Annotated in this window: 14 protein-coding genes, 1 tRNA gene and 1 pseudogene; 3 read left to right on the top strand and 13 right to left on the bottom strand. The window is 49.6% G+C overall.

Annotated elements, in window-relative coordinates; genetic code table 11:
- Positions 1-18: 18 nt before the first annotated feature.
- Positions 19-1,569 carry a YifB family Mg chelatase-like AAA ATPase gene (locus tag BGX12_RS09470; RefSeq protein WP_109735830.1) on the bottom strand — a complete coding sequence of 517 codons (1,551 nt, stop codon included), beginning with the start codon at positions 1,567-1,569 and terminating at the stop codon, positions 19-21.
- A gap of 10 nt (positions 1,570-1,579) precedes the next feature.
- Complete coding sequence (locus BGX12_RS09465) at positions 1,580-1,897, bottom strand: SpoVG family protein (RefSeq protein ID WP_233246343.1); 318 nt, start codon at positions 1,895-1,897, stop codon at positions 1,580-1,582.
- A gap of 175 nt (positions 1,898-2,072) precedes the next feature.
- Here BGX12_RS09465 and BGX12_RS09460 point away from each other — a divergent pair, with 175 nt between their 5' ends.
- Positions 2,073-2,621 (top strand): carbohydrate-binding family 9-like protein, encoded by a 549-nt coding sequence (locus tag BGX12_RS09460; protein WP_109735829.1) that lies wholly within the window; start codon positions 2,073-2,075, stop codon positions 2,619-2,621.
- Positions 2,622-2,626: 5 nt separating this feature from the next.
- Here the strand turns inward: BGX12_RS09460 and BGX12_RS09455 are convergent, their stop codons facing one another.
- The 10 genes from BGX12_RS09455 to BGX12_RS09410 all read right to left on the bottom strand — a co-directional run bounded on the left by BGX12_RS09455 (position 2,627) and on the right by BGX12_RS09410 (position 11,841).
- Entirely contained in the window at positions 2,627-3,382 is a 756-nt protein-coding gene (locus tag BGX12_RS09455) for an acyl-[acyl-carrier-protein] thioesterase (RefSeq protein WP_109735828.1), read from the bottom strand.
- A gap of 181 nt (positions 3,383-3,563) precedes the next feature.
- The gene (locus tag BGX12_RS09450) at positions 3,564-4,322 is read right to left on the bottom strand and encodes a GNAT family N-acetyltransferase (protein ID WP_109735827.1); all 759 of its coding nucleotides are present in this window, start codon (positions 4,320-4,322) and stop codon (positions 3,564-3,566) included.
- 91 nt (positions 4,323-4,413) lie between these two features.
- Positions 4,414-6,198 carry an alpha-1,4-glucan--maltose-1-phosphate maltosyltransferase gene (locus BGX12_RS09445; RefSeq protein WP_109735826.1) on the bottom strand — a complete coding sequence of 595 codons (1,785 nt, stop codon included), beginning with the start codon at positions 6,196-6,198 and terminating at the stop codon, positions 4,414-4,416.
- 148 nt (positions 6,199-6,346) lie between these two features.
- Positions 6,347-7,720 carry a carbohydrate binding domain-containing protein gene (locus BGX12_RS09440; RefSeq protein ID WP_109735825.1) on the bottom strand — a complete coding sequence of 458 codons (1,374 nt, stop codon included), beginning with the start codon at positions 7,718-7,720 and terminating at the stop codon, positions 6,347-6,349.
- Complete coding sequence (locus tag BGX12_RS09435) at positions 7,720-8,568, bottom strand: TIGR02147 family protein (protein ID WP_109735824.1); 849 nt, start codon at positions 8,566-8,568, stop codon at positions 7,720-7,722. The genes BGX12_RS09440 and BGX12_RS09435 overlap by 1 nt, the downstream gene beginning before the upstream one ends.
- 72 nt (positions 8,569-8,640) lie before the next feature.
- Positions 8,641-9,258, bottom strand: a complete 618-nt coding sequence (locus tag BGX12_RS09430) for a GNAT family N-acetyltransferase (RefSeq protein WP_109735823.1) — start codon at positions 9,256-9,258, stop codon at positions 8,641-8,643.
- Between the two features lie 384 nt (positions 9,259-9,642).
- Positions 9,643-9,726 (bottom strand) — tRNA-Leu (locus BGX12_RS09425).
- 70 nt (positions 9,727-9,796) lie between these two features.
- Positions 9,797-10,471 carry a hypothetical protein gene (locus tag BGX12_RS09420; protein ID WP_233246342.1) on the bottom strand — a complete coding sequence of 225 codons (675 nt, stop codon included), beginning with the start codon at positions 10,469-10,471 and terminating at the stop codon, positions 9,797-9,799.
- A 50-nt stretch (positions 10,472-10,521) separates the two neighbouring features.
- Positions 10,522-11,043, bottom strand: coding sequence for a hypothetical protein (locus tag BGX12_RS09415; protein ID WP_146196299.1), 522 nt, complete (start codon positions 11,041-11,043; stop codon positions 10,522-10,524).
- A gap of 6 nt (positions 11,044-11,049) precedes the next feature.
- A complete protein-coding gene (locus tag BGX12_RS09410) occupies positions 11,050-11,841 on the bottom strand; it encodes a hypothetical protein (protein WP_109735820.1) in 792 nt (263 codons plus the stop codon).
- 75 nt (positions 11,842-11,916) lie between these two features.
- Here BGX12_RS09410 and BGX12_RS09405 point away from each other — a divergent pair, with 75 nt between their 5' ends.
- Positions 11,917-13,188, top strand: a complete 1,272-nt coding sequence (locus BGX12_RS09405) for a toxin-antitoxin system YwqK family antitoxin (RefSeq protein WP_158278218.1) — start codon at positions 11,917-11,919, stop codon at positions 13,186-13,188.
- Positions 13,189-13,215: 27 nt separating this feature from the next.
- Positions 13,216-14,238, top strand: coding sequence for a phenylalanine--tRNA ligase subunit alpha (gene pheS, locus BGX12_RS09400; protein WP_109735818.1), 1,023 nt, complete (start codon positions 13,216-13,218; stop codon positions 14,236-14,238).
- A 176-nt stretch (positions 14,239-14,414) separates the two neighbouring features.
- Here the strand turns inward: pheS and BGX12_RS15945 are convergent.
- Positions 14,415-14,521 (bottom strand): annotated as a pseudogene (locus BGX12_RS15945) (mannose-6-phosphate isomerase); the annotation flags it as partial.

Here is a 14,521-nt window from a genome sequence, read left to right as displayed (position 1 = left end):
GTAGATTTCCGCACGAGGCTAGGACCGGAAGGAGCGGTAACGGAGGGCTTCCGCCAGATCGTTTACACTTACCTGGGAAGCCTTCCGCAAGTCTGCAATGGTTCTAGAAACCTTCAACAGGCGGTAGTAACCGCGGGCACTTAGGCCCATCTTGTCTGCCGCCGAAATGGCGAAGTTTTCCGTCTGGGGAGTAAGCCTGCAAGACTCTCTTGCAAAATCCGAAGACATTTCCGCATTGGACTTGAAGTTCGTCCCCTTGAACCGTTCCCGCTGAATAGCCCTAGCTTCCAGAACCCTCTGCCGGATATCAGCAGAGGACTCCCCATTAGCCTTTCCGGCAAAAAGCGACGCATCAACAGGCGGGACACTGACCTGGATGTCAATACGGTCCAGCAGAGGGCCAGAAATACGTTCCTGATACCGTTTACGGGCTTCCGGTAAACAGGTGCAGGAGCGCTTGGGATCCATGGAATAACCACAAGGGCATGGATTCATGGCAGCCCCCATCATGAAACGGGCGGGCCACACCACCGTACCGCTAATGCGACTAACGGAGATGGAGCCATCCTCCATCGGTTCGCGCAACGCCTCGAGGACACAGCGATTAAACTCAGGAAGTTCATCCAGGAAAAGCACCCCGTTATGGGCGAGACTCGCCTCCCCCGGTTTAAGCCTACTACCGCCCCCCACCAGCGAGACCATGGACGCCGAGTGATGCGGGGAACGAAATGGCCGGACTGTAACAGGCCTGAACGCATTTAAATCTCCCGAGGTTCGCGCGCAGGAATGGATGCGGGTAGTCTCCAGGATTTCATCGTCCGACATTTCGGGGAGAATTCCCGGAAGACATTTAGCGCAAAGAGTTTTACCTGCACCCGGCGAACCCACCAGGAGAAAATTGTGGGCTCCAGCCGCGGCCACTTCCAATGCACGTTTGACCCCATCCATTCCCACGACATTCTTGAAATCAGGAACGTCACTTCCCGAAGAATTGCCCCCGACAGAAGAAGCCTTGGTACGAAATTTTAGACCCGCAGCCCAGACAGCATGTCTATCAGCATCCGATTCCAAAATTTCCACGCATTCCTTAAGAGAACTGGCACACACATACCGCAGTCCTTCCACCAGAGACACTTCCTGTTCATTCGCTGCAGGAATCACAAGAATGTTGTCCGACCTTCGATCCATCGCCATCGCGATAGACAAGGCGCCACGAACGGGTTTTAGCAATCCATCCAGGGAGAGTTCCCCGGCAAAGACCAACTTATCCAAACCAGGAACCTCAATTTCACCAGTAGCAACTAGCAACCCGATTGCCAAGGGCAAGTCAAGCGCGGAACCTTCCTTCCGCAAATCCGCGGGAGACAGGTTTACCGTGGTACGGAAACCTGTCACCACCTTGTCGATGGAACGGATGGCGGAAACCACACGCTCCCTCGACTCCCTTACCGCATTGTCCGGCAATCCAACCAAAGTAAATCCCGGCAATCCCTGACTGGCATCCACTTCGACGCAGACAGGAACTGCCTTTATCCCAAACAAGCAGTAAGAACGGATTCGACGGAACAAGGTCTACCTACTAAGCGATTGCAGCCTGGTACTTTTCGAGAATGCAATTCTCGATATGTTCACGAAGCTGACGGGTGATAGGATTGCAGATGGTCTTAAAGTCTTCTCCCTTATAGAACGGATCGTTAGGATAACCTACGAACAAGCCATTTTCGCCATCCATGACACGAAGGCCACGAATGAGCATCTGATCGTTCAAAACAACAGAAGCAAGTCCCTTGATGTGGCCCATGCTAGGGCCTTCCTTGAAGGGATAGACATTAACACTGGTTACGGCAAGGCAATCAAAAGAGGAAGATGCCGCCATTTCTTTTTTTTCTTCAGCCATATGGCCTCCTTGTTTATTTGTGGGACGACCACCTTAATGCAAAAGCCATGCCAAAAACAAATGTGGCAAAATCCATTCAAAATCAAGGATTCGTTAGTTTATCTTTACTGACCAATAGTGATTAATCACTGATTAAGCACCTTTTAATCATTTATCGCTTTGCTATTTTAACAGTATGATTTTAAGCGCAAATATGAACTGGATACCCAACCAGGGAATTCAACTTCCCGTGGTGATGGCTGATGTAAATGTAACTGCGGATTACTTTGAAGTAAGTTTTACCGTAGAAGAACCGGAGGAATGTTTCCGTTCCGAAGTTCGAGAAGATAACGGCCGTAGCTGGGAAGATTCCTGTGTGGAAATTTTCCTGCAGAATCCGGCCAAGTCAGAGGAATACTTTAACTTTGAAACCACAAGTCGCGGCTTTTTGCTGGCCGCCCACGGCCCTGACAGAAACAATCGTCAGGTTCTCTCCCAGAACATTATTGACAAAATAATACGAACCAAGCAAGTGGCAAGCGTGGCAGGCAATCTCATTTGCTGGGGCATGACCGTACAAATTCCTGCAAGCATTTTTGGATTGTCATCCTTTGAAGGATTCTCATTACGCGGAAACTTGTATAAGTGCGGCGATAAATCCAGGACGCCTCACTACCTGAGCGCCTTCCCTATCGAAACAGAAAAGCCGGACTTTCACCGTCCGGAATTTTTCCAGGAATTTTAAAATTCCTATTTCATCTTGATTTTCATTTCAAAGACTAGGCGGCCAACTTCGTCTTCAATTTTCATGTAGGTGGCGCCCTTGTGATCCGCACGGGAAATTTTGAGCATCATCCCTTCCAGGGATTCGCCTAGGAAATGTACTTCCATCTCAGAAGGGTCACAAAGTTCCCAGTCCGCAGAGGAAAAAACATTCATGGATAGTTCCACATACTTGATGTTGTTCATGTGGTGGGACATATCCAGATGCTGCGGCAAAACGCGCTGCTGGTACACTTCCTTATACTCCTCGGGAGTCACTTCAAACTTTGTGAACTTATCATCAAGCACCTGCTCCGGGAAACCCTCTGTCGGGAAATCCACCGCAGAAAGTTTCATTGGACGATGGCGATTTAAGTCAAGGCAGCAAGCTTCCTGTACAGCAAGAACAATGGGATCACCTTCCACCGTCGTAATGGCTGTACTTTCGTAAGTTCGAATCATTCCGTTACTGGAAGGGTACGAAGTGGTTACCACCTTATCGCCCCAGAAAGGGCGCTTGAAGAACTTGAACTTGGCCTTGGTAATGACCCAGTAGCCGCCCTTCTCCTTCACGAAGAAATTGTCCTGCTTGATCTTACCAAAGTTCTCGGTAAAATTATCCTGGACCATAAGCACCGTCTGCGCCACACCAATCTTGCCGGAAACGTCAATGTAAGCCGATGTAATGGTTCGGGGCTTCTGGAAAACAAGCGGATTCTTGGAGAGAGAGTAGATGTCGATCATGGTAGTGAAGAGTGGTTAGTGGTTAGTGGTTAGAAACTAGAAATTAGAGATTAGGGATTTTAGGGTATAGGGTTCAGGGGATAGTGATTAGGGATATTAAGAATACTCCATCGGGCTATTTAAAGATGTAACCTCCTCGAAATCGCAAGCACTTGCATCCCGCAACCCTAACCTCTAGATCCTAGCCTCTAGATCCTAAACCATTCAGTCGTAACACTCGTACAGGGCGATTATTACCACCATACAGTTCCGGGCAGAGACATTCCTCGCCAGTGGCTATAAAGCCACATTTTTCCATGACACGGCCAGAAGCAGGATTGTCTACAAAATGTCCGCTGACAACGCTTCCATATCGGCCCTGTTCACGCATATAATCAAGCATCAACTTCAAGGCCTCGGTGCAGTAGCCCTGATTCCAGTAAGGCTTTCCTACCCAGTATCCAACAGTCGGTTCGTCTCCAACAGCAGGCAGCCCGCAATCGCAGGAAGGGCCATAGCCCATGGCGCCAATGACATCGCCGGATTCCTTAAGCACAATGGCCCAGGTGCTGTCGTTTCTAAAGACGTTCTGGATAATGCTTAAACTTTCTTCCGCCGACTCGTGAGGTTTCCAGCCTGCACGAAGACCGACGTCTGGATCGGAAGCCAGCTCAAATAGGCGGGAAGCGTCACCGTCTTCCCACGGGCGCAGGAATATTCTTTCGGACTGTAATCTCAAATATTCAAAGCGATACCGTTGCGAAATCTCGGGATATTTTTCCCGGTCCACTTCACTCAGGAACATTTGCTTTTCGCGAATCCAGCGACCCTTATCGTCATACATCTTGCGATAGACCACATAGTCTTCTTCCGTTTCGGAATGCCTGGCCACAGACTCTACGCAGTAGTAGAGATTCTTGAAATGACGATAAATACCATTGATAACAAGTTCACGAGTCATATTTTAAAAATAAGAATAAAGAACGCCGCAGGCCGAATGCCGCGACGTTTTAGTGAGAGCCGATGCTGACCTTCGTCAGCATGACGCTTAATTAAATTTTCTTCAGCACTAACAGATGGCCCGGAGCCTTACTAGGATCCAGACGGACAAAGTTCTTGTTGCCGCGCCAGACGAAGGATTCGTCGGTGATCAGGTCCTTCAGGAAGAAGAAGCTGTCGTTGTCGAGGCCAAGCTTTGCCATGTCCAGTTCCACCATGCCTTCCTGGGCGTTATCCATGTCCATGTTGCAGACGAACAGGAGAACGTCATCGCCAGTCCTCTTGGAGTAAACCATGAGCTGGTCGTTGGCGCAGTAGTGGAAGTCCAGGTTGTCGTATTCCTGGAGAGCCGGATGTTCCAAGCGGGCGGTGTTCACGCGGCGAACGAAGTCCTGGATGCCAGGGCCTGCCCAGTTGTGAACCTTGTACTGGTACTTTTCAGAATCCTGCAGTTCTTCCTTGATGGGAGACGGAATGTTTTCGCAGAGTTCATAACCGTTGTACATACCGGTAAGGCTAGAAAGGGTACCAGCCAGGAAGTAACGCTGCTTGAAGGCATTTGCACCCTTGTAGGCCAGATACTTGGGGAAGATATCCGGTGTAGTGGGGAAGAAAATACCGCGCATGTATTCCTTGGCATCGGACTGAGTCAGTTCCTTCAGGTACTGTTCGAATTCCCACTTGGCGCTACGCCATGCGAAGTAGGTGTAGCTCATATCGAAGCCTGCCTTGGCCAGACGATGCATCATCTTGGGGCGGGTGAAGGCTTCTGCCAGGAACACCAGTTCCGGACGCTTTTCCTTCACGTCGGCGATGAGCCATTCCCAGAAGGGGAAAGGCTTGGTGTGGGGATTGTCGATACGGAAAATTTCCACGCCCTTGTCGGCCCAGAACAGGATGATGTTTTCGATTTCCTGCCACAGTTCCTTGTAGTTCTTGTTGTAGTAGTCGAAGGGGTAAATGTCTTCGTACTTCTTGGGCGGGTTTTCTGCAAACTTGATGCTGCCATCCGGTTCGTGGTAGAACCATTCCGGATGCTCCTTCACATAAGGATGGTCCGGAGAGCAATTGAGAGCGATGTCCAAGGCAAGGCGGAGGCCCTTAGCGCGGGCAGCCTTGGCAAAGTGTTCAAAGTCCTTCATGGAGCCCAGTTCAGGGTCGGTAGCGTAATGGCCGCCGAACTTGTTACCTACGGCGTAGGGGCATCCCGGTTCCAGGGGCTTACCCTTCTTGTCGGTCTTGGCGTGGAGGGCGTTGTTGGCACCCTTACGGTTGGTGACGCCAATGGGATGAATAGGCACCAGGTAAACGGTATCGAAGCCAAGGTCGGCGATGTAGTCCAGCTGCTTTTCGCAGTCCTTCCAGGTGGCGCTCTTGGTGGGGTCGGTGCCCTGGGACTTGGGCCACATTTCGTACCAGGTACCGGTACGGGCGTAAGTGGGGTCAACACGGAGCTTCATCACCGGGCTTTCAGTAGGAACATCCTTGGGTTCCTTGGTCCATGCGCAAATCTTGTATTCGTAGTAACCGATGTTGTTGACGGTAAAGGAACCTTCCCAAAGGTCGTTGTCCACGAAGTGCATGGGAGCCTGTTCCCACTTGACGGCGGCGGGCTTTGCAGCCTTGGCGGTCTTTGCAGTCTTCTTAGCCGGGGCCTCTGCGGGCACGTGGCGGAAGAAGATCGCGGCATCGTACTTCTCGTGGCTGTGGCGGAAGATGTCTGCCTGCACGGTGACGGTGTCGCCCGGTTCGCGCTTGATCATGAAACGGCCGCCTTCAATGTTCGGGCGGATATTCTCGATAACGAGATTGTCTTTGAGAGTAGGAATAATTGCCATACTTTTTTACCTGTTTGATACGACGTAAAAATAGAAAGACGAAAGACGAGAGACGAGAGACGAGAGAAAAACATTCCCCCAAAAAAGCCTCCCGAGAAATCTCTTCGGGAAGCTTTTCTAAATAAAAATCTTGATCCTTGCCTAGAAATTAATTCTGTCGCAAGACCTTCACTTCCTTGATCCAGAACTTGCGTTTCTTCTTTCCGAGATTCAGTTCGAAGCGGGCGAACGGATCCGTCACTTCGGGAGTGAAATCAATCTGGACGGACTGACCGGTCTTACCCACATACACATGCTTGGAGAAGCCTATGGTCTTGAAGGTGGTGTAGGAACCGATACGAGCCGTGATAGAGTCGGCTACATCGGACCAGATGGTAAACACGCACTGGTACTTGACACCGGCAATCAAAGCCACATTTTCCTGGAGGAGCTGAACGCTGAAGGAACTGTCGCCACCTGCGGTCACATCCACCTTCATAATGCGATCACCACTATTTTCCACAACCAGCGAAGTGTCAGCCTTACCGCCATACTGAGTTACAAGAATCCAGTTCGTGGTAAAGGGAGACTTGAAGTTTCCGTTAATCAAGGTGTTCTCGCCTACGGAAGCCGCAATGCCATTCCAGATATCCTTGACGTAAGCCGTAGAATCTGCACCAGCGGCGTTGGTATAATCATAACGCAGCGGCTGGAAGCAAGAAACGAAACGATCGTTCAGTTTATTCCACAGATAGGAATTGTTCTTCATATCCAGGTATATCACGCCATCTTCGGACACATTTGCCTTGGAGAAATCCAGACCCTTCACAAATTGCTTGGCTCGGAAAATCACAGACAGGTTTGCCTTGTTATTCACAGAGTCAATTTCGATCTGAGAATAATGATAACGCAACTGCAAGGATTGGAAGTTGGCCAGGTCGTACACGAACGGTACATACTCTCCATCGATCAGGACACGACCGTAGATATCGTCTGCTACGTAAGGAGCAAAGCGAACGCCAATTTCCTTCAGGTAGCCACCATCCAGCAAGTCGATGTTCTTGAAGGCATCGTCCACATAGGTTTCTTCCGTGAAGGACACCAGAAGTGCAGAAGAATCTTCCAGAGGGAGTTCTTCCTCGCCATCTTCAACCTTGTTAGGCCATACACGCATACCCTTAACGGCATCGTATTCCGGCATGTACTTATAGTAGCTTGCGTAAGTACGAACTTCCGTAAGATTTAGAGCAAATGAATCCAGCAGTACAGGTTCGTCTTCCGCAGCAGCCTTCAGCAGGGACTTTGTAGCAACCACAGTTCCAAGTTCTGCGTAATCCACTGTAAAGTCCGCGGTCAAGGGAATACCAGACACAACGACCGGCCCCTCGGGAGAACCTACATCGGTCGTATCCTTATCCGCTATATCCGGATTTCCAATCTCGATGCCAGCAGTCTTGTCCTCGGAGCAGCCAGAAAGGACTCCGGCCACAAGGGCCAGGCCTGCTAGTACCGCACTGGGAAATTTTGGCAAAAAGAATCTCATCACACTCCTCGGGTAAGAGGGAACAGCTGTAGATTGATTTGGACAACGTCTTCAGCTTCTCCAGCTTTTGCAGAGAAATCTAGTAGTTCTTTTCGCATTAGTTGTAAATGTTTTTTCAAATTGGCGAAATCCGATCGCTTAATTCCGAAAGTAAGGGCAGAAACGTCTCTTTCGGGCCCCGGAAGGTCATTCAGCATGCGTGCGGAAAGAGCCAGCATCTGGTTATGATACATTTTCACCATAATATCCTGGACCTCGTCGTCGGTAGTAATCAGGGGATTGCTCTGACGATAACCGTTGGCAGTCTTCACCAGAAGACCCAGTTCCAACAGCAGGTTCAGGGATTCAGTGGCCTGTGCGGGAGTGATAAGACCGCGGAGGCGCTTGGAAATCTGGTCAGGGATAGGACGGAAGTCCTTGAGACCCACCATTTCCAAAATTGCGGAATGATGCCATTCCTTAAAGATACGCAGCTGGGCCTTGTCCATCTTATGAAGCTTGGAACGGGGGCTAGCCTTTACCAGCTGGGCGTAGTAAACTTTCTTGTCTTCGTCGGTAGTTGCCTGGTTAAAGAAGACCAGACTTTCAAAATAAGCAGCGCGCTGATTTTCAAGACCAAGTCCGTGGATCAGCTTAGTCACCGTGTTCTTGGTGATATTTCGTTTGCCATCGATGGTCAGCTTCAAGTGGGCATGACTGGAAAGACCAGCCTTTTCCGCAAAGAAGCGAAGACTGAAGGCGGCTGTTGTCGACTTCTTGTATTCGTAATAGTCCCGAAGGTACACGCGATAGTTCGTGTACTGCAGCACATCGGGCTCAGTTAAAACCTTCTTTTCTCCATTTTCCATAATCTAAAAGATAGAAGCGTAACTATCCAAAAAGAAAAAATAATCCAACAATCTCGTTTACTCAAGTAACCATTAGTAAACATCCCTGGCGAGGAGGGAAAAATGGCAATGATCCACGAAAATTCCGTTTATTCGCTCAAAATCGCGATTTACACCCTCTTTTTTGAACCCGCAGCGGGTAGCAAGAGCTAGACTTTTTTCATTGGACACTGATACAGAAAGTTCCAATCGATTCAGTTTTAGGACATCAAAACAGTAGCGGGATAAAGTTTTCAGGGAATCCGTCATGAATCCCAAGCCCGTGTTCTTTTGGGACAGCCAGTAGCTAAGAGTTGCGGAACGGTTCTTCAGGTTGAACTCCGCCATGATAAAACCAGCCAGATTTCCGGGCTGATCCTTCGGGAATATCCCCCAGCAGCCCCCCTGACCATATTGTTCCGCAAAAATCCAGCTTCGCATCCGCTTGGCGATTTCAGGAACGGTGACGCCCCGCACCCACGGGAGATGAACCGCCAGGAAATCTTCCGATTCCTGCACCAGCCGGCAAACCACATCCGCAGACATGGGCCGTCCAGATTCTTCGGCGTCACGAAGACCGAGGCCTACAAGCTTCACGCGGGTCCCCTCCAGCGTTTCCGTAGAAAACGCCTGGGTAAACTCCTCTTCAAAACGATCTTCGGACAAATCCATAAGCAAAAGCTAGAAAATGCTAACGACAAGCATCGCATTTCCCAGTTCAAGCGAAGCGTCGAACTAGTTAGGGGGAGTCCAGAGGGGGGACTAGTCCCCCGCCATAAAGACGCTGCCCGAAGAAATCATACTGAGATTACCTAGCCGAAAACGTTCTTCCCCCTACGGATTCCGCAGCAGGCTAGTTAGGGGGAGTCCAGAGGGCGGGGATCAGCCCCGCTCCTTGCGCATCACCGCTACAACACAACGAAACATCCCAAAAAAATGCTAGTAATGAGCACAGCGAATTGCTAGCTGGGGTGGGGGTCCAGGGGGCGGGGAACAGCCCCGCCCCTTGCGTCATTATATACGAAAAAGACTCATCGAAAGATGAGTCTTTTTCAGTGCGGATGAGAGGACTTGAACCTCCACAACCTTGCGATTACTAGAACCTGAATCTAGCGCGTCTACCAGTTCCGCCACATCCGCATGTTCGTGAGCCAAATTTTGAAATTTTTTGCCATTCTGTCAAGGGGGGAACGGCATTTTTTCTTCATTTTTATTTAAAAAGTTTTAAAATCCAATCTTTATGGTTGTTTTTCCAGTAGGACCAGTCATGCTCCCCCTTAGGATCATACCTTAAATCGCATTCAGTACCCACGGTCTTACAGAAGGACTCGATCCAAGGAACCGATTCCTGAGAAGGATAAAGCCTGTCCGAGCCTCCCTGAAGGAAAAACCACTTGCCGGATTTTGCCCTCGGATGCGACGCGATGGAAGAAGCCACCCCCAGCGATTTCCCGAAGGAACTGACCAGAAGGCGGGCGGCCACCTGACGGCGCCCTTCCAGCGAGTAGACGATGGTACCGAGCGCACCGTCGGAAACACCCACCAGGTAAACCTGATCCACAGGTCTTTTCCTTCGGGACGCTATAGAATCCAATGCGGCATCCACCCACTTAACTGCAGTAGGCGTAGCCCAGTGCTTGTCCCTGCAGGCCGATATGCTTATGACCCAATAATCCGGAAGCAATCCAGACAAGTCATCGCCGGCCACAAGACCTTTCTGGCAGTTTCCGCTGGTCATGCCCCCATGAAACCATATGGCAACAGGTGAATCTTTCGTTCCGTTTTTCCAGAGGCCGACTGCACTTTTGTATCCGTCGTTGGACTGAACCATCAAGGAATCTTTGACGGTTGCACCAAAGCAACAGGAAACCACAAGTAACAACACCGAGGCAAAATACTTTGTTCTAAACACAACGTTCTCGGAGATTTACAAGATTATATGCGTCGACGCAAAACAAACCAAAGAATCAGGAAGACCAGGCCAATCAAGCCAAGTCCCACCACCAGACACACCCCAATAAAAGCGTAGTAGACCTGGTAATCCATTGTCAAAGTTTCAAATTCCAAATCCCCATTGGAAGAGGACAAGGCATGGACCACGAAAGTATTATCCTTCAGTCGGGCAGCTTGGATTTCCAGAGGAATCGTGCTGGCATTCACAGCGCCAAAGCTAAACCATTCAGACATTTCATCCAGCATTTCCTGGGAGGCATACAGAACGAAATTAGCATTCTCATCCTCATTGATCTGAAAGTTCACCTTATCGAAGAAAGGAATATTCGTACCGCCAAAGATGCTGGGGACCGTAGCCCGGGAAACCGTCCCATAAAGAAGCAAATCTTCTTCCGCCAGCGCATTTACTGCAGGGGACAAGTAGGAAAAAATCCACCCCGCCATAAAAAAGAACAGGAGGGCGAAATTAAAGAACGCAGGTTTACGACGAGAGAAAAAAGACACAGACACCTACCGACGGGAATAAAGCGCAAAGAAAAATGTGGACAAGAGCAAAACTAGCGAAAGGAAGTAGAATGCCATAGGAATCCTGGACTTTAGGGACATTTCGTCCAGACTTTCCTCCTGGAAGAATCGAGCCAGGTCTTCGCTATAGGCGGCAGCCATATCGTTGTCGAAGCTTCTCCACGCCAAAGCAAGTTCCTCATTTTCATCATACAGTTTCGCCATAGATTCACGGGTCGAATCAGGGAGACTTTCCATATCGTGAACCACATACACAATACTACCACTGCGGGCATTTTGCAACGAATTTCGGATACTATTGCGGACTTCGAGATTCTGCAGATCCGCCACGCCCCGTTCCAATGACTTACACTTTTCAAACCACTCCGTACGGCGGTGCGCATACCGACGAAGGCTAGCCACCTTTCCCAAGACTTCCTTTTCAAAGCGGTTCACCATTTCGTGGGACGGCACACGAACACCTTCGTTGCGAAGTCTATCTACATCGCGGGAAAAAGAAACCGCCATCTCACGAAGGGTCATGGACTGAGCCTGGACCGCTACTGTATCCCCATCAAGCCCTACACGGACTCGATCCATCAAACGCATCACATGCGCTTCCTGAAGGCGATAATCCGCCAAGGCCTTGGTATAGCTGGCGTACACAATCACCTGAGGTTTCTGGGAAAAATAAAACAGCGCGGTAAGGCCTACTGTAATCGCAAGAACAAGCCATACCCAGGAGGTACGGACTTTTGTATTAAAGGTACTAGCGATGGTTTTGTTTTTTTCGTCCATTTCATTTAGAAATTAAATTTTTCTACTTTCAGTTGTATGCACAATTTCCGTTTTTTACCTCTATTTAGCGTTTTTATGCTCCTGCACGGCTGCACCATTGAGCGGGCCCAGGAACAGGTGCTAGAAACCTACGAGGACGGAAGCAAAAAAACTTCCCTATGGACCTATTCCAACGGAGAAATTCTCAAGAGGAACGAGTGGTACAGCAACGGAATTAAAAAACTGGAAGTGGATTACAAGGACAACCAGCCCCATGGTCTCGTAAGACAATGGACCTACCTAGGCGATGTAGTCCTGGAAGGCAACTACGAAAAGGGCAAGCGCGAAGGTGAATGGACCACCTTCTTCAGCAGTCGAAAAAAGCAATCCACCCACTATTACAAGGATGACCACGAGGTAGGCGACTGGTACGGAGTCTTCCCCAATAGCGCACCCGCCTTTGAGGAACACTATAGTGAAAGCGGAGATTCCACAGGCATCTGGAAAAAATGGCACGAGAACGGAAATCTTAAAGAGGAAAACTCTTGCTTTAAGACCGTAGAAAAAGGATCGTTACGAAAGTTTAGGAACGACGGGACTCTAGAATTCGAAAAAGAGTGCGGTTTTGGAATTTACACCGGCAAACAGGTTCATTACTATAGTGACGGAAAAAGGATCCAGTGGGAGGAAAGCCCTCGAATTAATTATCTAGGTCAACCGGAAACAGACGACAGACAAAGAACGTTCTACTACGGTAACGGAAATGTCCAGAAAATAGAGCATCACTGGAACGATGACCAGAGGAGAGGCGTGTGGACTTGGTATGATTCCGAAGGAAATCTCTTTAAAGAAAGCAAGATAGAGTACGACACTCTTGATTTTCACAATATCATTGAAAACAAAAGGATTGACTACGGTGTGTGCGGGAGTACCATAAACGACTCTCTAGTCCAATACATCGTCTGTGCGGAATCCACCTTTTCCTCCCGAACAAACAGTTGGAAACTTCACGGGAAATTGTGGTATTACAAACAAGGTCATAACTTGAGGTACGAGGAAGACTGGGAATACGGACGCCTAAAGGAAAGCCGCAGCTATTACATCGATACGCTTGACGGAAATCCTGAAGGAGGAATCCTCGCAAGTCAAGGTTTCTGGGCTTATGATTCCTTAGAAAAGAAAGACAAGCGTAACGGCATTTGGCGTAACTGGTACAGGAGCGGAAGTCTGAAAGATTCGCTTACCTACGTCAACGGCGAACGCGTTGGCGAGCAATTTGGCTACGACTCTACAGGAGTCCTCACCATCCATAAGACCGAAAACGGCAAGAATAAACCCGTCATCGTTCACATCCTCGGTGCCAATTAGTCAGATTTTTCTAATTTTCGTCATACTATGAGTGAAGCTATTAATAACGTAAAACAGGCATTTGACGCAGAACTTGCGCAAACTGACCTTACTAATCAAGAAGCCGTTAACAACCTCCGTGTGAAGTACCTGGGCAAGAAGGGTCTCGTTACCGACCTGATGAAGCAGATGGGTACTCTTCCTCCGGAAGAAAAGCCGGCTTTCGGCAAGCTCGTCAACGAACTTAAGGTGGCCGTCTCCGAAGAAATCGAAAAGGCCATTGCTACCGCCAACGAAGCCGCCCTCCAGAAGAAACTTTCCAGCGGCAGCGTAGACGTAAGCCTCCCTGGCGCAGGTATCCCCGCCGGTTCAACTCACCCGCTGTACGACGTCCGTGAAGAAATCATCGACTTCTTTAGCCAGATGGGCTTTGAAGTGGACTTCGGTCGCGACATCGAAACCGACTGGTACAACTTCGAAGCACTGAACACTCCTCCCGACCACCCGTCCCGCGACATGCAGGACACCTTCTACGTGGACGATAAGGTGATGCTCCGTACCCACACCAGTGGTACCCAAATCCATTACATGGAAACCCACAAGCCGCCTTTCCGCATGATCGCTCCGGGTCACGTGTTCCGCGTTGATAACGACGCCACCCACGCTCCCATGTTCCAGCAGTGCGAAGGTCTGGTGGTGGACGAAAACATTTCCTTTGCTGACCTGAAGGGAGTCCTCCAGGTGTTCATGAACAAGCTCTTTGGTGAAGGCGTCAAGACCCGTTTCCGCCCCAGCTTCTTCCCCTTCACGGAACCTTCCGCTGAAATGGACGTAAGCTGCGTGTTCTGCGGCGGTGAAGGTTGCCGTCGCTGCAAGGGCACCGGCTGGATGGAAATCGGCGGCTGCGGCTCCGTGGACCCCAACGTGTTCAAGAACTGCGGTATCGACGGTGAAAAGTACACCGGCTTTGCATTCGGCTTCGGTCTGGACCGTATCGCCATGCTCCGCCACGCTATTCCCGAAATCGGTCTCCTGACCGGCAACGACCAGCGTTTCCTGGATCAGTTCTAATAATGACCGCAAATTTCTAAACACAAGTTTAGAACCTACGATTGAAATTCGCTCTCACTTCTAAGCCTCGTTAATACGAGGCTTTTTCGTTCACGAATGACCGCAAATCTCTAAACGCATCAAAAAAGCCTCGGTTGAACCGAGGCTTTTTTTACAGTCTTCTTTTTCGGAAGTTCTTACTTGCAACGGTGGAAGTCGTCTTCCACGCGGATGATATCGTCTTCGCCAGTGTATTCGCCCACCTGGATTTCAACGATGACCAGCGGGAGGCGACCCTCGTTCT

Source organism: Fibrobacter sp. UWR4, assembly GCF_003149045.1.
Classification (GTDB): domain Bacteria; phylum Fibrobacterota; class Fibrobacteria; order Fibrobacterales; family Fibrobacteraceae; genus Fibrobacter.
Note: the sequence above shows the minus strand (reverse complement) of the source record. Positions and strands in the feature narration are given on the sequence as shown.